We start from the raw sequence: 19,390 nt of genomic DNA on the forward strand, positions 1-19,390 counted from the left end.
GGTCCGGCTCAGGGATCTCCAGGTGGGCTGCCTTAGGCTCCCGGCGTGAGCACCGAGCCCGATGACGTGATTCCCGACCGTTCGACCGGCGTGCAGTCGATCGAACGCGCCGCGGCGATTCTGAGTGCTTTCTCCAGGGCCAGGCCGGTGATGGGGATCAGCGAGATCGCGCGCCAGACCAGCCTCACCCGCGGCACGACGCACCGGTTGGTCACCGCACTGGTGCGGCACGGGCTGCTGACCCAGGTCCCCGACTCCAGCGCGTACTCACTGGGACCCTGGCTACTCAGCCTGGCCGACAACGCCCGCGAACAGCTGTCGCTGGAGAACCAGGCCCGGCCGGTGATGACCCGCCTGCGGGACGTCACCGACGAGACCGTCGGCCTGCACATCCTGGACGCGACCCCGAGCCGGCGCACGATCGGGCAGGTCGAGTCGCACCAGGCCCTGCGCCGCACCTACACCGATCTCGGCATCGCGATACCCGCACATCAGGGGGCGCCGGGCAAGGTCCTGCTGGCATATGCCGACGCCGGGGTCAGATCCAAGGTGCTCGACACGCTGGCGCAGTCCGATCCGCAAGCGGCGGCACAGCTGCGCACCGAGCTGGCCGAAGCCACCAGCCGGGGCTACGCGACATCGCTCGAGGACCGCGTGAAAGGTGTTGTCGCCGTGGCCATGCCGATTTTCGACCATCGTGGCCTGGTCGGTGCGCTGAGTATCTCCATTCCGTCGATCCGGGCCGGACTCGATGAGCTGCTGGGATTGGTGCCGGTGCTGCGCAGGGCCACCGACGAACTCTCGGAACGGCTGGGCGCCCACGGCACCCGGATGGGGGCCGGCTCATGAGGATTGTTGTACTGGACGACTATCAGAGTTGCGCAGCGCAATTCGCCGACTGGACCACGTTGGACGACGCCGAGGTCGACTTCGTCAACGAGCATCTCACCGGCGGCGCGCTGGCACGGCGCATCGGCGCCGCCGAGGTGGTGGTGGCCATGCGGGAGCGGGTGGCGTTCGACGCGGCGTTGTTCTCCCAACTGGGAGGTCTTCGGCTGCTGGTCACCACCGGGCCGCACAACGCGGCGATCGACCTGGACGCAGCCCGTAGTTGTGGTGTGACGGTCTGCGGCACAGGTGGTCTGAGCACACCGGCGGCCGAGATGACCTGGGCGCTGATCCATGCGGTCGCCCGGCAGGTACCGCGGTCGGATGCCGACGTGCGCGCCGGTCGTTGGCAGCGGACCATCGGGTTCGACCTGGCCGGCGCTCGCCTCGGGGTGGTCGGGCTGGGCCGGCTGGGCCGCCAGGTGGCCCGCGTCGGGCTCGCCTTCGAGATGGACGTCGTCGCGTGGTCGCAGAACCTGACCGACGACGCCGCCGCGAAGGCCGGTGTACGCCGTGTCGAGCACGACGAACTCTTCGAGACCTCCGACGTGGTCACTCTGCACCTGCGCCTCAGCGAGCGCACGCGCGGCATCGTCGGCGCAGCCGAGCTCGCCCTGATGCGGCCGTCGGCGGTCCTGATCAACACGTCCCGCGGCCCACTGGTCGACGAGGCCGCTCTGATCGACGCGCTCCGCGCGGGCCGCATCGCCGCCGCGGGTCTCGACGTGTTCGACCAGGAGCCATTACCCGCCGGGCACCCGTTCACCCTGCTGGACAACGTGGTACTGAGTCCGCATCTGGGCTACGTCACCCGCGGCTCATACGACATCTTCTTCCGTGACGCCGTCGACGACATCGCCGCCTGGCGCGCCGGAACCCCGGTCCGCGTGATCTGACCCGCACTCAGAACGTCCGGATGGCTATCTCCGCGGGCTCGGCCAGCAGTGAGGTGATCTCGTCGTCGAGCCTTACCAGGGTCACCGAGCAGCCGGCCATGTCCAGCGACGTGCAGTATTCACCGACGTAGCTTCGGCCCACATTGATGCCGCGGCCGGCCAGCTGATCGTGTGCGCGGCCGTAGAGCAGGTAAAGCTCGCTGATCGGGGTGCCGCCGAGACCATTGATCATCAGTGCGACGTCGTCACCCTTGTCGTACGGCAGATCGCTGACCACAGCCTCCACCAGTTCGTCGATGATTTCGTTTGCGCCGGCAAGCTTTTCGCGCCGCCGACCGGGCTCGCCGTGAATGCCGACACCCATCTCCATCTCGTCGGCACCGAGTTCGAAGAGCGGCGATCCCTTCGCCGGTGGTGTGCACGACGTCAGCGCCATCCCCATGGTCCTGGTCACCGAGTTCACCTTCTCGCCGATCCGGATCAGCTCGTCGAGGTCCGCGCCCTTCTCCGACGCCGCGCCGACCGCCTTGATCACGAAGAAATTGCCTGCCACGCCGCGGCGCCCGACCGTGTAGGTGGAGTCCTTGACCGCGACGTCGTCGTCGACAACGAGTGTCTTGATGATGACCCCGTCGGCCTCCGCCATCTCGCGGCCCATATCGAAGGCCATCCGGTCGCCCGTGTAGTTGTTGATGATGTGCAGCACACCCATCGGCGATGCGAGAAGTTTCGACGTCTCGAGCACGTAATCCATTGGCGGAGCCGCAAAGACATCGCCGGGGCAGGCCGCGTCGAGCATCCCCTTACCGACGATCATCACGTGTGCGGGTTCGTGGCCCGAACCGGAGCCCTGGACGATCGACACCTTGTTCTCATAGGGTGCGTCGGTCCGCATGATCAGGTTGTACTCGGGTACGTACTTCAAGGTGTCCGGATTCGCCAGCGCGATACCGCGCAGCATCTCCGGCACGAATTCCTTGGGATCGTTGACGAACTTCTTCATTGAAGTGCCTTCCTGTCGTTCAATTGCGTTGCCATTGGTCTGCCAGTGCTTCGATGAGAACCGCGACGGCCACCGCACCGGCATCGAGCGTTCCGACGCTTCGTTCGCCGGTATAGGCGGCTCGTCCCTTCTTGGCGACCATCGGTCGCGTCGCTTCCGCCGCCGACCGCGCTGTCGCCGCCGCGGCCTGCAGTGTCTCGCCCGCGGTCGATCCCGCCTTCGCCCGCTCCTCGAGCATGTCGGTGACGGGTATGAGCGCATCGAGCAACGTCTTATCACCGAGCTCGGCGCTGCCGCGTGCCTTGATTCCTTCGACGGCCGCTCTCAGCATGGCGGCAATCTGTTCTGCCTCAAGGCTGTTGGCGCCTGCCGCGGTAGATGCCGCGCGGAGGAACCCAGTGCCCCAGATGGGGCCTGAGGTCCCTCCGATCCGGCTGGTGATCACCACGGCGACCTTCTTCAGGAAGGTGGAGATATCGGTACGGTCGAAGCCGTCCCAATCGGACAGCACGATCTCGAAGCCTCGCGCCATCGAATAGCCGAAGTCGCCGTCGCCGACGACCGCGTCGAGATCGCCGAAGTACTTCTCGTTGGCCACCACGGTTTCGGCGATCACCCGTACGGTGCGCTCCACGTCGAGAAGTGTTGCAGCCATGAGATTTTCCCTTCGTCGATCAGAAAAGTCGGGTGGCGACGGGCTCAGCACACCAGGGCCTGGAGCGTCGCGCGCGTGACCCAGTCACCCACCGGCACGCCGCTGGCGTTAGCCAGCACCTCCGTGTCCTCGCCGTCGGGATCGCCCAGGCTCGACACCACCAGGGCGGCGGTGCCGAAGTCATCGTCGCGTGTGTAATCGTTGACGGTGACCACGCACTTGATGCCTGCGGCATGAGCGGCGTCGAGTCCGTTTCCGGAGTCCTCGATCACGACAGCGTCGGAGGCCCGCAGCCCCAACCGTTCCAGCGCCAGCAGGTAGATGTCGGGAGCCGGTTTCTTGCGCGGCACCACGTCGCCGGCAAGAACGAGGAATCCGGCCGCTGCCTCCGGCCCGACCACGTGCTCCAGCACGGCCCGCACCGACGACTCGGCCGAGGTCGACGCGACGGCCAGCCGCCAGCCCGCCTCCGCCGCCTCCGCGGCCAGGCGCCGGACGCCCGGACGCGCGGGAAGGGCTCCCGCGCCGACGATCTCGGTGTATATCTCGGTCTTACGCTGATGCCATCGACCGACGACCGCCCGCTGCCCATCGGTATCGGAAGGCAGGTTGGCGGCGGCCACGAACTCGGGGGTGAGCAGACTCATCATCCGCTCCTTGCCGCCGCCGATCTTCAGCTTGCGGCCGTACTCCTCCTCGCTCCAGCGCACGGGCAGGCCGAAGTCGGCGAACATCTGGTTGAACGCGGGCAGATGTCCGAAGCGTTCGGTGTCGGCCAGCACGCCGTCGCAGTCGAAGATGAGCGCGCTCACCGGCGACTCACCACGCTTTGCCCGCGCTGCCGAACCTGTCGATGTATCCCGCCGCCAGATCGATGACCGTCGCGCGCACATCACGGAACAGCGAAGGCGGGTCCCACTTGTCGGCCGCCTCGGCGCCGCGCAGGAGCTCGAGGTTGGTCTTCATGAAGGCGACCTTGAGGGCCGTCGAGATGTTGACCTTCGCGCAGCCGCGGGCGATGAGGTCGGCGAACTGCTCGTCGGTCATGCCCGTTCCGCCGTGCAGCGCAACGGGTATCCCCGTCGCTTCGACGAGATCGCTGACCCGCTGCGCGTCGAGCGTGGGCTCGGCGACGTACACGCCGTGGGCGTTCCCGATCGACGGTGCGAAGACGTCGACGCCGGAGCGTCCGATGAAGTCCACGGCCACCTCGAGTGACTGCCGCTTGGCCACGTCGTCGGAGCCGATGCCGTCCTCCACCCCGGTGATCGCCTCGATCTCGCCCTCCACGTGGGCGCCGACGGACCGCGCTTCCGCCACGACCTCGATGACCTGGCGCAGGTTTTCCTCGACCGGCAGCCGAGACGCGTCGAACAGCACTGAGTTCCAGCCCTTGCGCAGACAATCGGTGATGACGTCCCGTTCCGGACAGTGGTCAAGGTGCAGGCACACCGGAACCTCGATGCCTGCGGTCATCGTCTCCCACATGCCGTACAGCACATCCAGGCCGATCGACCGAACCGTCTTCACCGAGGTCTGGATGATGATCGGCGAACGTCGGTCGACCGCCGCGGCGAGCACGGCTTCCAGCGTCAGGTCGTTGAAGATGTTGATCGCGGCGACGCCGTATCGCTCGGCCAGCGCACGATCCAGGATGTCTTTCAAGGGCACGACGGGCACGCACCGAACCTACGTGCGCGCCCGGCGGCCGGGTATCGGTGAAACCACCCGTCTCGGGGTGGGGATATCCCCCTCAACGTCGATGGACGGACGCCACGAGTTCCGTGCGATTGCGTACCTGCGACTTGCGCAGCAACGAGCTGACGTGTTTCTCGACGGTCTTGACCGAGATCATCAGCTCCTGGGCGATCCGCTTGTCCGGCAGGCCCTTCTCGAGCAGCGCGCGCACCTCGAGCTCCCGGTTGGTGAGCGTGCCGGAGCCTTCCCGGCGCAGGCCGCGCCGAAGGCTCTGCAATGCCGTTCCGGACAGAAATGCCTGGCCGCGTGCGGTGGCGACGACCGCTTGCGCGAACGCGGGCCCGTCAACACCCTTGTCCAGGCAGCCGTGCGCCCCCACCCGCAGCGCGGCCGCCACGAGATGGTCGTCGCCGGGTTCGGACAGGCACAGCACCGGTCCGCGGCCGGCCTCGACGAGCCGCCTGGTCAACTCGACGCCGTCGGCCTCCCCGTCGTCGCCGAGGCGCAGGCTCGAAACGACCACGTCGGCACACACGACGTCCTGCAGCCCGACCGCCTGGTCGGCACCCACGGCCTCCCCGACCACATCGATGTTCAGGCCGGCCTGGGTCATCAGCCTGCGGACACCGGCCCTCACCAGAGGCTGCGGATCGACGATCAGGACCCGCAGCGGCCTGCCCTCGGCCGCTGGCGCCGGCTGCGAATAAGGGAACCGGACGCGCAGGCTCGTTCCCCAGCCGGGCACGGAGTCGAGTTCGACCCGGCCGCCGACGGCATGGGCGCGATCCGACATGCGCCGAAGTCCCGATCCGGCATCGGGCGAAAGGCTGTGGGGATCGAAACCGCGGCCGTCGTCCTGGATCAACAGCGAGACACCCGCCGGGTCATAGGCGATACCCAGCCGGACCAACGTCGCGTCCGCATGCTGGACGGTGTTGGTCAAGGCCTCCTGGGCGATCCGGAGCATCTCGTGGGCCTGCGCCGGATCCAGGGGCGCCGACTTTCCGGCGACCACCAGCCGCACGTCGAGGCGACCCGCCCGCCGGGCCCACTCGACCTCATCGGCCAGCACCTCCTCGAGCCCGCGGTCACCGAGGGCAGAACCCATCAGCCCCAACATGTTTCGGCGGGTCGCCGACAGCGCGTTTCGGGCTTCCTGGTGTGCCACGCCGATCAGATGCTGGACAGCGGTGTCGAGGGCCCCGTCGAGACCGCCGGACAGTGCGTCCTCAGCACGGCCGAGGTAACCGACGACACCGACCAGGCCCTGATTGAGGGTGTCGTAGACCTCGCGCAACAGCCGCTCCCGTTCGGCCGCAGTCGCCCGCGCACGCGCCTGTTCCTCCGCGATGTCATGCATCCGGGCATTGGTCAGCGCGACCGCGGCCTGTTTGGCGAACAACAACAGCAGTTCGGCATCGTCGGGGCCGAACGCCCGGGCGTCGTCGCGGCTGAACACGATGCAGACGCCGATGATCGACCCGCGCCATTCCAGCGGCACTCCGATGACGCCCCGCAGGGTCGCGCGGTCCGCCGAGTCGACGTGGCCGCCCACCACCTCGTCGTAGCGGTCGAACCAGACCGGCCGCCGGTGGCCGACGACAGCGCCCGTCATCCCCTCGCTGATGGGGAAAACCTGGCCCGATTGGCACCGGATGCCGATGTCCGCTTCCTTGCGGTAGGTGCCGGCCGCCTCGTCGACGCTGGAGATCGATCCGGCGTCACATCCCAGCAATTCTGTGCAGCGCAACAAGATCCGTTCAAGGAGCGGCCGCAACGAGAACTCGCCCGCAAGGTCTTCCGCAACGGCCGTGACCGCCTGCGCCGTGGCCCAAGACGGCTCGGTACCCGTCAGCGACATGTATTCAACGTACCCGCGGCGCCGATCGACTCGAAAGCCCCTCGACGGTTGAACGATTCGGCGTACCGTCAAGTTGGGAGGTCATCGATGACCGAACTCAACGATCGCACGATTTCGCAGTTGCCGCCCCAGGTGGCGACGCCGTCCTATGACCGCGCCCGCCTCAAGCGTGGTATCGCCCACTTCGGGGTGGGAAACTTCCACCGCGCGCACCAGGCTTTCTACATCGACCGGTGCCTGGCCCTGCCCGGTCAGCAGGCCTGGGGCATCGTCGGCATCGGCCTCTCCGGCGGTGAGCGCGCGCAACGCAAGGCCTCGCAGTACCACGCCCAGGACTGCCTGTACTCGCTCACCATCGCGTCGGCGAACGGCGACACCGAGGTACGCGTGATCGGTGCCCAACTCGAGTACCTGCTCGCGCCCGAGCAGCCCGGCGAGGTGCTCGAGTTGCTGACCAGCCCTGACCTGCGCATCGTCACGCTGACCATCACCGAGGGCGGCTACCACGTCGATGCGGCATCGGACTCGTTTCTCACCGACCACCCCGACGTCGCCCACGACATTGCCGGAAACGACCACCCGCGAACCGTTTTCGGCTTCGTGACAGAGGCCCTCGCGCGCCGCCGCGCGGCCGGCGTCACGCCGTTCACCGTGGTCTCGTGTGACAACCTGCGCCACAACGGCGACGTCGCACGTACCGCCTTCGTCGGCTTCGCCCGTGCACGCAACCCGGAACTCGGCGACTGGATCGCCACCAACGTCGCCTTTCCCAACTCGCTCGTCGACCGCATCACGCCGTCGGTGTCTGCCGAGGACGCGATGCGGCTGAACACAGGCAGCGGCCTGGACGACCAAATCCCGCTCGTGGCCGAGGACTTCACCCAGTGGGTGATCGAGGACCGCTTCGTCGACGGACGCCCCGCGCTCGACGCCGTCGGTGTGCAGTTCAGTGACGAAGTCAAGCTCTGGGAACAGGTCAAAGTACGGGTGCTCAACGCCGGCCACCTGACCCTGGCATATCCGGCCGTGCTGCTCGGCTACCACGAGGTAGCCGAGGCCATGCGCGACTCGCAGGTGCGGGCACTGCTCGACCGCTTCCTCGACACCGTCGTGTTGCCATTGCTCGAACCTCCGCGCGATGTGAATCTGACCGACTACAAAAACACTGTGCTCAAACGCTTCTCGAACGAGGCGATGCACGACCAGCTGACGCGCATTGCATCTGATGGCGCGTCCAAGATTCCCGTCTTCTTCACCGCCACGCTCAACCAACTGCTCACGCGCGGCGGCGATCACCGCATCCCCGCGTTCACGCTGGCGGCGTGGAGTCGTGTGCTGCAGGGCCAGGATGACGACGGCAAGGCCATTGAGGCAACCGAGCCTCGCCTCGACGACAGCGCGCGGAATCTACTGGTATCGGGCGATCCGTCCGAAGCGCTGCGAATCGAGCCGCTTCTGGCGAGCGGTGCCGCGGAGCACGCCGGCTTCGTTGCCGCTTTCGACCGGTACCGCTGCGCTCTCGCCGAGCACGGCGCGAAGGAGACGATCGCGGCAGTGTTGGACGCCACGGCCTGATGCGTCGCGGCGAACTACTTCTCGTTGAGCAGACGCAGGTCGGAGGGCTCGCGCAGGAGATCTTCGAGAATCCTGTTGCCCTCGGTGTTGTACGGCTGACGCATGTGTTCGTCCCACGCCGCCCGCGACCGGAACATCTCGAGCATCATCCACGTGTCCGGATCGTCTTGTGGCTGAAGAAAATGCATGAACACACAGCCGGGCTCGGTGAGCGTGTGCTGTCGCATCGACTTCAGCTGGGCCGCCGCCTCCTCGAGGCGGTCGAGTCGAGGCTTGATCGTCACGACGAGAAACAGTGCTTGGTCCTCGTCACCGTCCGGCAACAGGCACCTCGATCGAGTTCTGCAGGGTATCGATGAACGCGTTCGCGTTCTTGCTACCCCCGTAGGCGGCCACCGCGTCGTACAGAGCACCCTGGAAATCCGAGGACATGAGCTCACCGTGGGTCATCGAGAGAAGAACCCTGTCGTTGAACAACGACTCCGAGGCCTGTCTCTGATACAGCGGTAGCGACGCGACGTCGACATCGCTGCGGATCGGCACGGATCCCTTGAGCTTGTTGAACTCCAGCGACACTTTCGGGTCCGCAACGGTCTCCAAGAACTTCAAGGCATTCACCCCGTCCTTCGCGTCGACCGATACGACGAACGTGTCGACGATGGCGAGGTAGGCCCCCGTCGTTCCGGGATAGGGGATGTACCCGAAGTCCTGGCCTTCCACAGCCTTGTTCGCGACGAGTTCTCCGTAGACGGAGTCGTTCATCGACAGGAACGCGCACTGGCCGGTCGCCAGTTTCTTCGCCGCCTGATCCCAGGTGAGTCCCCCGGCGGCCGGATCGGCGCGCGCGACGATCTCGCCATACTCTGTGACGGCCTGTCGGAGCTGGGATCCCGTCCAGTTGAAGGAGTCGTCTCGGATCTTGGCCCATCCGTCGGTGCCGACCACGCCGAGCAGCGTGTTCTCGAACAGCTCGGTGGAGGTGAACCTGTCCTTGGCGCCCAGACACAACGCGGTCTTGCCGCCGGCCGCGAGCTTCGCGAGATCCGCCCGGAACGCCTCTGTCGTGTAGCCGGGCCCGGGCGGCGCAATGCCCGCCTCACGGAGCAAGCGCAGGTTGAACCACAGCACGTTGCCTCGATGCGAGCCTGTCGGCACGCCCCAGGCCTTCACCCGGTAGGTCGCCGCGTCGAGCAGGGTCTGCGGCATGGTGCGGTCCAACCCCGAACTCTCGAACACGCGGGACACGTCGACGATCCGGTCGGCGTCCACCCACGCGCGCAACGAACTGCCGAGGAACGTCTGCCAGACGTCCGGCGGGTCACCGGCCCTCAGCCGCGCGGCCAGCGCGACCTGCACATTGCTGCCGCCGCCGCCGGCGACGGCACCATCGACGACTTCCACGTCGGCGTTTCCGGCCTTGAAGGCGTTCAGCAATACCTCGAAAGCTGGATGCTCCGACGGAGACACCCACCAGGACACGACCTCGAGCCGCTTCGTCGCGTCGGAGAAGTTGGCCTTCTGGCCGCCACCACCACAGGCGGCCAGGACCAGCGTCAGCAAGATGATCCAGTAGCGCTTCATGCTGCTTGTTCCTTAACCGCGTTGGGTGATGCCTTCAGATCGAAAACGGCGAAACTGGTGACGACGGCGAAGCAGACGGCCGGGACGATGAAGGACAGCGCGGGGCTGGTCGCGTCGAGGAGTCGCCCCTGAATCAGCGGCATGATCGCACCTCCGACGATGGCCATCACCAGGCCGGCGGCGCCGAATTTGGTTGCCGGGCCGAGCCCTTGGAGCGCGACACCGTAAATCGTCGGGAACATCAGGGACAGACAGAAGGACAACGCGACGACCGCGGTGACACCGGCCACGTTCGGGGACACCATCGCGAAGACGCAGAGCACGACGGCCAGTGCGCCCAGAATCCCGAGCACCTTGGTCGCCCGGACGCGACCGATGACCCACGTCATGATGAAGCGCGAGATGAGGAACACGATCAGGCTGACCTGCAACAGGTAGCCGCCCAACTCCAGCGAGCCGTTCAGCGCCTGCTGCGAGTACTGGATGAGGTAGGTCCACGTACACACCTGGGCGGCCACATTGAAGAACTGCGCGACGACTCCGTACACGTAGCGCTTGTTCGACAGCAGGATCTTCAGCGGCCGCTGGCCTTCCATGTCAGAGTCCGGAAACTCCTCGACGATCGGCGGGGACTTCTTGATGGCGATCACGATCCCGATCGCAATGAGTACGAATCCCAGCCCGAGGTATGGGCCCATCACCGCGCCCAGCTGTCCGGCCCGGATGGTCTGCTCCTGCGCGGGGGTCAGGTTCGCCATGTTCATCGGCTCGTCCAGCTTGGGCAGGATGAGAGTGGCCGCGAGGAGGACGCCGATGTTCGTCCCGACGGGGTTGAACGCCTGGGCGAAATTCAGCCGGCGGGTGGCCGTTTCCTCCGGCCCGAGCGACAGCACGTACGGGTTCGCGGACGTTTCGAGAATCGAGCAACCCGCGGCGATCGCGAACAGGGCGACCAGGAACGCCTCGTAGGTCATGATCTTGCTGGCCGGATAGAAGGCAATGGCACCCGCCGCCGCGAGCAGCACACCGCTCAGGAGTCCGGCCTTGTACCCGAACCGCTGATTGATGAGGGCCGCAGGAATAGCGAGCAGGAAATAAGCGCCGAAATACGCCAACTGCACAAGCGATGCCTGGAAGGTGTTCATGTCGAAGATCTGCTTGAACCCCGCCACCATCGGGGTGGTCAGGTCGGCCGCGATTCCCCACGCGGTGAAACAGCAGATGAGGACCACGAACAGCAGCCCCATCCCCGGGAACACCAAACCCTGTTTCGCCGTCTTGGCCGTTGGGACGTCGGCCGGCTGATCAGCATGCTGAGTCGTCGTCATGCGCGGTACCTCTCGTCATCCGAGAAGAGTTCAGTTCCCGAATTCAACCTGTGATCTGGATCACGCTACTCAGGTCTGTCGACGGATGCGTCGGTTTGCGCATGTGGTTTGACGTGGGTATTCCCCCGTTTGAAACCGTTTCGCCGCGGGGCGTCGAAGCCGACAGTCCGGCTATCGCCTCAGCGGTAGTAGACCTCGCCGCCGGTCGGATATCCGCCGCCGGTCGTGGTGATGTGAACGTGGTCGAAGTGTCCGCCCGCACTGCCCCGCGGACCGTTGGGCGTGTAGTACACGCCGCGCCAGATCGCGTCCTGCAGTCCGAATCGAACGGCATTCTTCAGCGCGAACGCGACGATTTGGTTTCCGAGCGCGATGCCCTCGGCGGTGCCGGGGTTGGGAATCATCACGTCGAGCGCCAGACCGTTCGGATGCCAGCGCAGCGCGTCGGGTCTGACGCCGCCGATGTTGTGGATCTCGGGGAAGACCGCGCTGATGCTGCGGGCCGCCAGAATCGTTTTGACCTGCAGGCCCTGCTCCGGCGCCACACCGGTGGGAAGCGCCCGCGGAATGTCGACGACGCGCCATCGCGATGCCGAGACCAGCTCGCCGGAGGCCGGGCTGGTGGCCGACTGCGTGAGGTAGGTCGCCGACGACAGCGCGATCGGAGCCGCCACGATCTCCAGGCAGCACGGCGGGAGACTCTCGGCGACAGGGTCGGTGCGGGGGCCGGTGGCGAGCGGGTAGACATCCCCCGCGACCGCCAGAAAGACAGCGGCGGGCGCGATGACTGTCGCCATGACGACCGACGACTTTCGTCGGGTGCTGGCTAGTCGGTGCCTGCCCACAGAAGCACTTTACGAGGAAACCGATACCAAATAGCAACCTTTGTAGATTGAAATCGTGATGTGCGGGCGCATCGGGGCGGTCCCCGGCAGGCACCGCGGCCCTCGGGAGCCATTGGGACGCTCAGCAATCACCCGTTCTCGCGCAATCCCCAGACAACCATGAAAGACACCCAGATTGACGGTCACGGCAATCCAATCGAAGGTAACTGTACGGTGGGCGGCAGTTTTGGCCGCCGCCGTGACGGTGTGCGTTCTTGGACTCGTTGGCGCAGTTACCGGCGTTGCCTTCCCGCGGCCGATGGTGATCACCGGCCCCTTTGCTGGGTGACGGCGCCGTACGCCTCGGCAAATATCTTCCGGTCGTCGACATCGCGGACGTGCAAACTGGTGTAACTCGGCCTGACCCGCCACCCGGTAGTCTCGTGACCGATTGACAGGCAGATCGGGGGCAGTTATGGACCTCGTGCTCGGTCTATCGATGACGTCGACGACCGTGCGCTGGGTGCTCGTCGAAGGGACGACGGGTGAGGGCGCCACCATCTCTCGCGGCGTGTCCGACATCGCCACCGTTGACACGCTCGGCGACGAGATCGCCGCCGCGTTCGGCAACAGGCTCCACGCCATCGGCGTGACGTGGACCAGCGGCGCCCAAGGTGCGGCGTCGGGCGTCCTGAAGGCCCTGACGGACAGCGGCCTCGGCGCCGTGGTCGCGGTTTCCGAACTCGAGGCGGCCGAGGCGCTGGCGGTCGGTGTCGGCGAGATGTCCGGCTACGACGATATTGCGGTGTGCATCGTCGAGGAGGACGCCACCATCGTCGCGCTGGTCGGCGCCGCGACGGTGTCGCTCGAGACCATCGATCGAGTGTCTGGAGACGGCGCGGCGCAGCACATCGGCGACGTCACCGCCCTGCTGGAACGCAGCGACCGCCGGCCCGGCGCGATATTCGTGCTCGGTTCGGCGCAGGACGCCGATGCGCTCGCGTCATCGCTCGACGGCGCCGTCGACTCACTGATCTTCTCCGCGGCCGACGCCGATCTCGCGCTGGCCCGCGGTGCGGCGGTGACGTCGGCGCGCGCGGTCGCCACCCCTGCGCCCCGGCCCACCACGTCGCGCCGGCCGTTTGTCACGCGAAGCGGCGCGGTAGCCGCCGTCCTCGTCGCGGCGGTGATGACCTTTGTGGTGTCGCTGTCGGTTGCCGTCGGTCTTCGGTTGGCGCCCGGCGCGGATCCGGGTCCAAAGAAGCAGCAGTTGGCCACTGCGGCCACGCCCGCCCTGGGGCGGGTAGCCGGGGTGCCGTCGATCGCGAAGGCCGCGCCGAAACTGCCGCCGCCCGTCGCGCCGCCGCCGGCACCCCCAGCCGACGCCGTTCCCCCGGTGGGGCAGACCATCGCGGCGGCCGCCCCGCCCGCTCCGGAAGCGGCACCTGAACCGGTGTACAACCCACCGCCTGCCGCGGCGCCGGTCGAGCCGCCCCCGGTCTATCAGGCCCCGGTGGCGCCGCCGCCGGCCTACGTGCCGCCGGCGCCGGCCTACGTGCCGCCCGCGCCCAACTATGTACCGCCCGTACCGCAGCAGCCGCGGCTACGCGATCGCATCATCGAGCGCATACCGATCATCAACCGGTTCCACGAACCCGAATATCCCTAGGGGGAGTCAGGGACACGCCGACGCCGCGTCATCGCGCACGGCATGCTCCGCCGGCAGCGTGTAGGTGACCACCGCCTCGGCGGTCCCCGGTCCACGGTTGGACACCGCGTGCGGCACGCCGGCCTGGATGAAGACCGCCTGACCCGCGGTGTAGGCGACCGGCACGCACCCGGACGCTTGCTGGATGTCCACGGTGCCATCGTTGATGACGGTGTACTCCGGCCCGGCGTGGGTGTGCCATCCGCTGCTGGCGGCAGGCTTGAGCACCAGATTCTGTACGTAGAAGGTGGTCTCCTGGCCGACAGCGACAATCGCGATCGGCACATCCGTTGTGCCCTTGGCGATTTCGGTGCGAACGATCTCCCCTTCGGCGGGCGTTGCACCCGCAGCGCCCACCGGTGCGACAACGAAGGACAACATCGCCGCGGCTGGCGCGATGAAGACGCGCATCATCGGCCTCCCGTCCGGCCGAATTTCGCTTCGTGCAACGCTTTTGCCATCGCGGCCGCCGATTCCGGAGTGCTGACGATCCGCCAGTCCGTCTCCTTCTCGTGCTCGAACCAGACGAAGCCCATCACATCTCGCGCCTCCACGACGAATTCCATGAAACGCGCAATCCAATCTGCTTTACAGCCACCGGATTCGGCGCACCCGACTTCAGAGATGAGGATCGGCTTGTCTGCTGAGACGGCGCGCAGCGCGTCCAGCGGGTCACCGAAGAGTTCGTCGGGGGCTGCCCATCTGGTCGACCGGTGACTGGCCCCCCAGTTGTAGCCGTCGATGCCCAGCACGTCCACGTAGTCGTCGCCGGGATACCAGTCCCGAAAATTGCTCGCCCCGATGGCCGACGGTGCCCATACCCACTTGACATTACCCGCCCCGCGATCCGCGAAGATGTCGTGCAGGCGGCGCCATGCCTCCACGTAAGCGCGGGCCGACGTGCCGAACGTCGGCGTCCACGGATACCAGTCCCCGTTGAACTCGTGGGCGAACCGGACGTAGACGGTCGATGCCCAGTCTCTGATCTCGTCGGCCCAGCGGGATGCGTAGTCGTCCAACGCCCCGGACAACACGGACTGGACAACAGCGGGAGATCGGTCGTCGGTCCAGCACCACGGTTCCCACGTGATGATCGGATCCGCGCCGCAGTACTTGACCACCGCCAGTTCTGCGATCGGCGGCGTGGCGAAGAAGTCCTCGAACGCCATCACCATCTCGGCCCGCCGGCCGACGGCGTCCGCGACCGCCTGGAGTTCTGCCGCGCCCAGGAATCCTCCGGGGGTGCTCACGCCGAATCTCAGCGGCTCGTCGAGCTCCGTGTTCTGTGCACAGCTAACCGCTAATGCCTGTGTCTCCATTCCAGCCCCCACCTGACCTCTGACTGCGAGACGCCGAACTTCCCACGCCGGAATTCTCGCAAACAGGTTGAACACGAGGAGGTGGAATTGACGTATCCGTCAGACAGATGGTGAGGACTCCGGGCCCGCTCAGTGCGGTGAGTCGTCACGCCAGGAAAAGCTGTTCACATACTTGCCCATGTCCAGGGCCAGTTGCAGGTTGGCGCCCGACGGGTGGCCGCTGCCGAAGTCGGGGGCGAACGCGTGATAGGGACCGGTCGCTGCCGCCACGAGCGCGTAGTCGTTCTTCACCGCGACCATCACGACCATTCGAAGCCGCGTGAAGCTGCCGCTCGAGCCCTGCGGGTAATCGTCGGCCACCACTCCGTAGCCGGGCTGGTATCCGACCATCGCATTGGGGATCTCGTAATCGACGGTGGCGTCCGGGTACCACTCGTGGATCAGGTGCTCGGCGATCTGCTTGGGCGTGCGGTCCTCCCCGGGGAGACCGAACAGGTCCAGCGTTCCGGTGTCACCGCCGGTGAATTCCAGCGCCACCCCGTCCGGATCCAGTGTCGCCTTGTACGCCGATCCTTCTCCCGGGTACTGGACCGAGAATCTGCCGTCACTCGACGTGAACCGCGGGTTGCTCTCCACCGGCTTCCCGATCGGGGGCGTCCCGCAGTCGGGCGGACACACATATCGTGGGACGACCGGAGTGGTCAGGATCGACAGCCCGACCGCCACCGCCGCCACGACGAGCACACCGGTACCCAACGACAGCAGCAGCCGCCGATGGCTGGTGTGACGCACCGGTTGCACCGCATACGATCCCGCGGGCACCGCATACCCGGGGCGCGTTGTCGTTACCGCGCCGTCGGGCTGTGCCCGCCGCGCCGAGCGGGCGGTTCGGGACGCCGCCCGGGTGGCAACGCCGCAGTTCGGGCAGAACGCCATATCGGGAACAACGTGGTCGCAGTGTGGGCACAACACCTGTGCGTCCGTGTCGATCTCGTCGTGCGCCTCGTGCAGGAGCGCGGCCTGCAATCCGCATCGCAAAGCCAGTAATGCGATTACGGTGACCGCCAAGTGAGCGCCGACGTGCGCTCCGTTCGAGATCGGAACCGTCTCCAACAAACCCAAGGCGGTGTACACCGCAATCACCAGAAGCACACTGGAGATGAGCAGAATTATCGGGAGTCTTCGGGTATGTCGTGCGTCGGCCGGCCGGGTGAACCATAGTGCGGCACCGACCAATCCGCCCATCGCCGCGGCGGACAATGGCAGGGCCACCCCCTGAATTGCCGCCTCGGTGAGTAGATCGTCGACCGGCTGATCTCGTGCCACCACTCCAGTGGCGAACTGCGGCGCCAACCGGGTCAGCGTCGCCGCGGCGGTGAAGCCGATCGCACCCAGTGCGCCGATTACGAACCCGTCCAACGACTCTCGAGTCGCGGGCCGGAACAGCCGCATCACCGTGGCGGGCGCGAGCATGCAGATCGCGGTGCCTGCCGGGATGATGAGGCCCTCCAGCAGGGAATGCGCCCCGGACGTACCGTCGCTCAGCGCGACGTCGTACGAGTGGGCGATGATGTTCCCGGTGAACCACGCCCACCCGACGCCGAGAACGGCGCCCATCGCCGCGGTCAGGGCCAGGGAACCAACCGGCAGATCGTCGTCGACGTCGGACTCGTGAAGATAAAAGAAAAACAGCAGCGGGAAACCGAGCGAGCCGATCGCGATCAGGGGCGCCTGCCATCGCAGGAATGCCAGGGCGACCACCCCGATGAGCAGTATCGCCAATCCGACCCGGAACGGCATGCGCGAGCGGTGCGGCAGGTGCGGGAACAACGAGCTGGCCACCGACAGCCGAAGCACGTGCTCGCCGGGCGCTGCCGCGTATGCCCCCGCCCGCATCAGGCCGCGGCCATCTCCACGCAGCGTCGTCAACTGCGCGCCGCAGGTGCCGCAGAAGGCGGCGGCAGGCACGTCGGTGCGGCAAGCCGCGCACCGCGTCATCGGCACCGCACCGTCGGCGGCCGTGGTCATCGCGGCGCGCGCCCCCTCTGGATGTCGAGCAGATCGCGGACGAGGTAGTCGACGTTCGGACTGCCCAGCCCGGTCACCAGGTCGTAGCCGGGCGCAGAGAAGTCGACGGCGTTTCCCCCCAGGATCACATCACGGAACCCGGGCAGGTTGGCGCCTGATGCGACCCGATAGAGGAGTGGGTTGATATTGCCCAGCTGGCGGCCGCCGTTCGCCACCAGGTACTGGTTCATCAAGACAGTCAACGCCGCCCAGATCGGCGCCGCTTGCGAGGTTCCCGCGCCGATCAGCTCCTGTTGGTTGTAGATGATCCGCACGCCGGTGAACGGATCGGCGACCGCGGCCACGTCGGGGGAGAGCCGACGGTGCTCGAGGTCGCGCTCGACGGTCAATCGGTTCTGCCATTGGGGCCGGCCGTACAGGCCCGACACCCCGCCGCTACTCCCCTGCGACAGCGGCGAATCGATCCAGGCGTGTTCGGCAATCCATCGCCCGCGCTCGTCGGTCGACAGCGTGGTGCCACCGACGGACGTCATCGCCGGCAGCGACGAGACGGCGTCCAGCCCGATATCGTCGGGGCCCGGTGGCGACGACCATTCGTCACCACCCTTGCATTCCAGACCGGCGGTGTCCCCGCTCGCATCGAACGCCGACGTTCCGTTCTTCTGCGCAGCCTCCAGCGCCGAGGCCACCGGTGCGAGGTCGGCGGCCCGGACCAGCGCGTCACACCCCCACCCGATCGACAGACTCCACACCGCACCGGGGAACTGCCGATCGACCGTCTCGAAGAGCTGGCCGATCTTCTCGTATCCGCCGTCCCCTTCGACGGTCGGCCGCGCGTTGACGACAACCTTCTGCGCATCCGGCGCAACCGCGTGTGCCACTTCGAGATCCATCACGGTCTCGGCACCCGACCCGGGAAACTGGTCTCCGACCATCACGGGCGTGAACTTGGGCAGGCGCGAGGTCTCCGAGAAGGTGTCGAGATCCTCCTGGTCGAAGCCGCTGAATTCGAAGAACACGATCGTGGCGCCCTTGCCGGTGAAACCCGCTGCGCTGAGCGGGGCGGCGTTGTACGCCTCCAACAGGGCGGTCGGCGTCAACCCCTTCTGGGGCACATCGAGCGGAAGGAAACCGGGGCTGTTCGTGCGGTGCGGGGTGTAGCTCAGGATCCGCCCCACCTCGGTGACCTTGTCGCGCAGCGCTTCCGGGGCCTGCGCCTGGTGTGAGGACGCATAGTACATCTGCCCCTCCTGGCCCCGATAGTCGTGCACCGGAACGTCGAAGGCACGTGCCAGCGCCCTGGCGGGCCCTTCCACGACCGCCCACCGATCACCGGATCGCCAACGCACCGACAGACCACGAGAATCCGCCCACTCGATCAGCCCCGCGGGCCGCGTGTCCGACAGAGTGACCGTCACTTGTGCGTCGGCAGACCGCGACGGACCCAGATCGGTTGAGCTCGCCAACAAGTACCGCAGGGGCCCACGAATCAGTTCGGGCCCGTGCGCCACAGAGGTGACGCGCATACAGCCGGCGAGTGCGAGCCCGCCCACAGCGAGCATCACCAGCAGCCGATAACCGGCAGTTGCACTTTGCCAAGGCAACCTCGCAGCCATCAGCTGCGCGGTCTGACGACGATCGACTGGTGCTGGCCGCCGTTTACGGCGCGTCAGCGGGCCTCTCACCGTGACGACCGGTGGGCGGCGCCGCGGGCTCGACATGGGTCGGCGTGAAGGCGTTGGGGCCGGTCGGATTGATGCTCTTCTCCGTTGGGGACGGAGGGGCCGCCGGCGACGTCGTGGTCGCCGTCGTGGTGGTTGTCGTCGTTGTCGAGGTTTCGGGCGCCTTCTCTTCTTCCTTGGCGCAGGACGCAGTGAAGCTGACCATTCCGACGATCGCAAGACCGCCGGCAACGGCACTGAGGCGGCGAGCCAGACGTGGTGAATCCATGTTAATTCCCATTCTTATGGCCTGCTACCAGCTGATTTGCGACCCTAAACCAGTCTGACAGACGAGTTACATGACG

At 66.8% G+C, this 19,390-nt stretch carries 18 protein-coding genes; 4 read left to right on the top strand and 14 right to left on the bottom strand.

Annotated features, from left to right (window positions below; genetic code table 11):
* Window positions 1-45 precede the first annotated feature (45 nt).
* Both ACVWWN_RS39645 and ACVWWN_RS39650 read left to right on the top strand, forming a co-directional pair.
* On the top strand, window positions 46-849 hold the full coding sequence (locus tag ACVWWN_RS39645; RefSeq protein WP_457148762.1) for an IclR family transcriptional regulator: 804 nt from the start codon (window positions 46-48) through the stop codon (window positions 847-849).
* On the top strand, window positions 846-1,784 hold the full coding sequence (locus ACVWWN_RS39650) for a D-2-hydroxyacid dehydrogenase family protein (protein ID WP_457148763.1): 939 nt from the start codon (window positions 846-848) through the stop codon (window positions 1,782-1,784). Before ACVWWN_RS39645 ends, ACVWWN_RS39650 begins: the two co-directional genes overlap by 4 nt.
* Window positions 1,785-1,791: 7 nt before the next feature.
* On the opposite strand, the gene dhaK is transcribed toward ACVWWN_RS39650, so the two are convergent.
* From dhaK to ACVWWN_RS39675, 5 genes are all read right to left on the bottom strand, one after another.
* Entirely contained in the window at window positions 1,792-2,787 is a 996-nt protein-coding gene (dhaK, locus tag ACVWWN_RS39655) for a dihydroxyacetone kinase subunit DhaK (protein ID WP_457148764.1), read from the bottom strand.
* Between the two features lie 19 nt (window positions 2,788-2,806).
* Window positions 2,807-3,442: a dihydroxyacetone kinase subunit DhaL gene (dhaL, locus tag ACVWWN_RS39660; protein ID WP_457148765.1), complete on the bottom strand. Its 636-nt coding sequence runs from the start codon at window positions 3,440-3,442 to the stop codon at window positions 2,807-2,809.
* A 44-nt stretch (window positions 3,443-3,486) separates the two neighbouring features.
* Entirely contained in the window at window positions 3,487-4,254 is a 768-nt protein-coding gene (locus ACVWWN_RS39665) for an HAD-IA family hydrolase (RefSeq protein ID WP_457148766.1), read from the bottom strand.
* Between the two features lie 7 nt (window positions 4,255-4,261).
* Window positions 4,262-5,122: a class II fructose-bisphosphate aldolase gene (locus tag ACVWWN_RS39670; protein ID WP_457148767.1), complete on the bottom strand. Its 861-nt coding sequence runs from the start codon at window positions 5,120-5,122 to the stop codon at window positions 4,262-4,264.
* Between the two features lie 73 nt (window positions 5,123-5,195).
* On the bottom strand, window positions 5,196-7,001 hold the full coding sequence (locus tag ACVWWN_RS39675; protein ID WP_457148768.1) for a LuxR C-terminal-related transcriptional regulator: 1,806 nt from the start codon (window positions 6,999-7,001) through the stop codon (window positions 5,196-5,198).
* An 87-nt stretch (window positions 7,002-7,088) separates the two neighbouring features.
* On the opposite strand from ACVWWN_RS39675, the gene ACVWWN_RS39680 reads away from it, so the two are divergent.
* The gene (locus ACVWWN_RS39680) at window positions 7,089-8,576 is read left to right on the top strand and encodes a mannitol dehydrogenase family protein (RefSeq protein ID WP_457148769.1); all 1,488 of its coding nucleotides are present in this window, start codon (window positions 7,089-7,091) and stop codon (window positions 8,574-8,576) included.
* 14 nt (window positions 8,577-8,590) lie between these two features.
* Here ACVWWN_RS39680 and ACVWWN_RS39685 read toward each other — a convergent pair whose 3' ends face one another.
* From ACVWWN_RS39685 to ACVWWN_RS39700, 4 genes are all read right to left on the bottom strand, one after another.
* Window positions 8,591-8,899, bottom strand: coding sequence for a putative quinol monooxygenase (locus ACVWWN_RS39685; RefSeq protein ID WP_457148770.1), 309 nt, complete (start codon window positions 8,897-8,899; stop codon window positions 8,591-8,593).
* A complete protein-coding gene (locus tag ACVWWN_RS39690) occupies window positions 8,886-10,157 on the bottom strand; it encodes an ABC transporter substrate-binding protein (RefSeq protein WP_457148771.1) in 1,272 nt (423 codons plus the stop codon). The genes ACVWWN_RS39685 and ACVWWN_RS39690 overlap by 14 nt, the downstream gene beginning before the upstream one ends.
* Window positions 10,154-11,485 carry an L-fucose:H+ symporter permease gene (gene fucP, locus ACVWWN_RS39695; protein ID WP_457148772.1) on the bottom strand — a complete coding sequence of 444 codons (1,332 nt, stop codon included), beginning with the start codon at window positions 11,483-11,485 and terminating at the stop codon, window positions 10,154-10,156. Before fucP ends, ACVWWN_RS39690 begins: the two co-directional genes overlap by 4 nt.
* 179 nt (window positions 11,486-11,664) lie before the next feature.
* Window positions 11,665-12,330 (bottom strand): hypothetical protein, encoded by a 666-nt coding sequence (locus ACVWWN_RS39700; RefSeq protein WP_457148773.1) that lies wholly within the window; start codon window positions 12,328-12,330, stop codon window positions 11,665-11,667.
* A 454-nt stretch (window positions 12,331-12,784) separates the two neighbouring features.
* On the opposite strand from ACVWWN_RS39700, the gene ACVWWN_RS39705 reads away from it, so the two are divergent.
* Window positions 12,785-13,978 (top strand): DUF7159 family protein, encoded by a 1,194-nt coding sequence (locus ACVWWN_RS39705; protein WP_457148774.1) that lies wholly within the window; start codon window positions 12,785-12,787, stop codon window positions 13,976-13,978.
* A 6-nt stretch (window positions 13,979-13,984) separates the two neighbouring features.
* Here ACVWWN_RS39705 and ACVWWN_RS39710 read toward each other — a convergent pair whose 3' ends face one another.
* From ACVWWN_RS39710 to ACVWWN_RS39730, 5 genes are all read right to left on the bottom strand, one after another.
* The gene (locus ACVWWN_RS39710; protein WP_457148775.1) at window positions 13,985-14,428 is read right to left on the bottom strand and encodes a cupin domain-containing protein; all 444 of its coding nucleotides are present in this window, start codon (window positions 14,426-14,428) and stop codon (window positions 13,985-13,987) included.
* Window positions 14,428-15,267 (bottom strand): glycoside hydrolase family 26 protein, encoded by an 840-nt coding sequence (locus ACVWWN_RS39715; protein WP_457148776.1) that lies wholly within the window; start codon window positions 15,265-15,267, stop codon window positions 14,428-14,430. The genes ACVWWN_RS39710 and ACVWWN_RS39715 overlap by 1 nt, the downstream gene beginning before the upstream one ends.
* Before the next feature lie 198 nt (window positions 15,268-15,465).
* On the bottom strand, window positions 15,466-17,364 hold the full coding sequence (locus ACVWWN_RS39720; RefSeq protein WP_457148777.1) for a zinc ribbon domain-containing protein: 1,899 nt from the start codon (window positions 17,362-17,364) through the stop codon (window positions 15,466-15,468).
* Window positions 17,361-18,890, bottom strand: coding sequence for a S53 family peptidase (locus ACVWWN_RS39725; protein ID WP_457149455.1), 1,530 nt, complete (start codon window positions 18,888-18,890; stop codon window positions 17,361-17,363). The genes ACVWWN_RS39720 and ACVWWN_RS39725 overlap by 4 nt, the downstream gene beginning before the upstream one ends.
* Before the next feature lie 133 nt (window positions 18,891-19,023).
* Window positions 19,024-19,314, bottom strand: coding sequence for a hypothetical protein (locus ACVWWN_RS39730; RefSeq protein ID WP_457148778.1), 291 nt, complete (start codon window positions 19,312-19,314; stop codon window positions 19,024-19,026).
* Window positions 19,315-19,390 lie beyond the last annotated feature (76 nt).

The organism is Mycobacterium sp. URHB0021 (genome assembly GCF_054057895.1).

What these genes read in the sequence shown, in the direction of transcription:
- ACVWWN_RS39650 (WP_457148763.1), top strand. Translation starts at nt 846, where the DNA reads ATGAGGATTGTTGTACTGGACGACTATCAGAGTTGCGCAGCGCAATTC.
- dhaK (WP_457148764.1), bottom strand. Translation starts at nt 2,787, where the DNA reads ATGAAGAAGTTCGTCAACGATCCCAAGGAATTCGTGCCGGAGATGCTG.
- dhaL (WP_457148765.1), bottom strand. Translation starts at nt 3,442, where the DNA reads ATGGCTGCAACACTTCTCGACGTGGAGCGCACCGTACGGGTGATCGCC.
- ACVWWN_RS39675 (WP_457148768.1), bottom strand. Translation starts at nt 7,001, where the DNA reads ATGTCGCTGACGGGTACCGAGCCGTCTTGGGCCACGGCGCAGGCGGTC.
- ACVWWN_RS39680 (WP_457148769.1), top strand. Translation starts at nt 7,089, where the DNA reads ATGACCGAACTCAACGATCGCACGATTTCGCAGTTGCCGCCCCAGGTG.
- ACVWWN_RS39690 (WP_457148771.1), bottom strand. Translation starts at nt 10,157, where the DNA reads ATGAAGCGCTACTGGATCATCTTGCTGACGCTGGTCCTGGCCGCCTGT.
- fucP (WP_457148772.1), bottom strand. Translation starts at nt 11,485, where the DNA reads ATGACGACGACTCAGCATGCTGATCAGCCGGCCGACGTCCCAACGGCC.
- ACVWWN_RS39705 (WP_457148774.1), top strand. Translation starts at nt 12,785, where the DNA reads ATGGACCTCGTGCTCGGTCTATCGATGACGTCGACGACCGTGCGCTGG.
- ACVWWN_RS39710 (WP_457148775.1), bottom strand. Translation starts at nt 14,428, where the DNA reads ATGCGCGTCTTCATCGCGCCAGCCGCGGCGATGTTGTCCTTCGTTGTC.
- ACVWWN_RS39720 (WP_457148777.1), bottom strand. Translation starts at nt 17,364, where the DNA reads ATGACCACGGCCGCCGACGGTGCGGTGCCGATGACGCGGTGCGCGGCT.
- ACVWWN_RS39725 (WP_457149455.1), bottom strand. Translation starts at nt 18,890, where the DNA reads ATGCGCGTCACCTCTGTGGCGCACGGGCCCGAACTGATTCGTGGGCCC.
- ACVWWN_RS39730 (WP_457148778.1), bottom strand. Translation starts at nt 19,314, where the DNA reads ATGGATTCACCACGTCTGGCTCGCCGCCTCAGTGCCGTTGCCGGCGGT.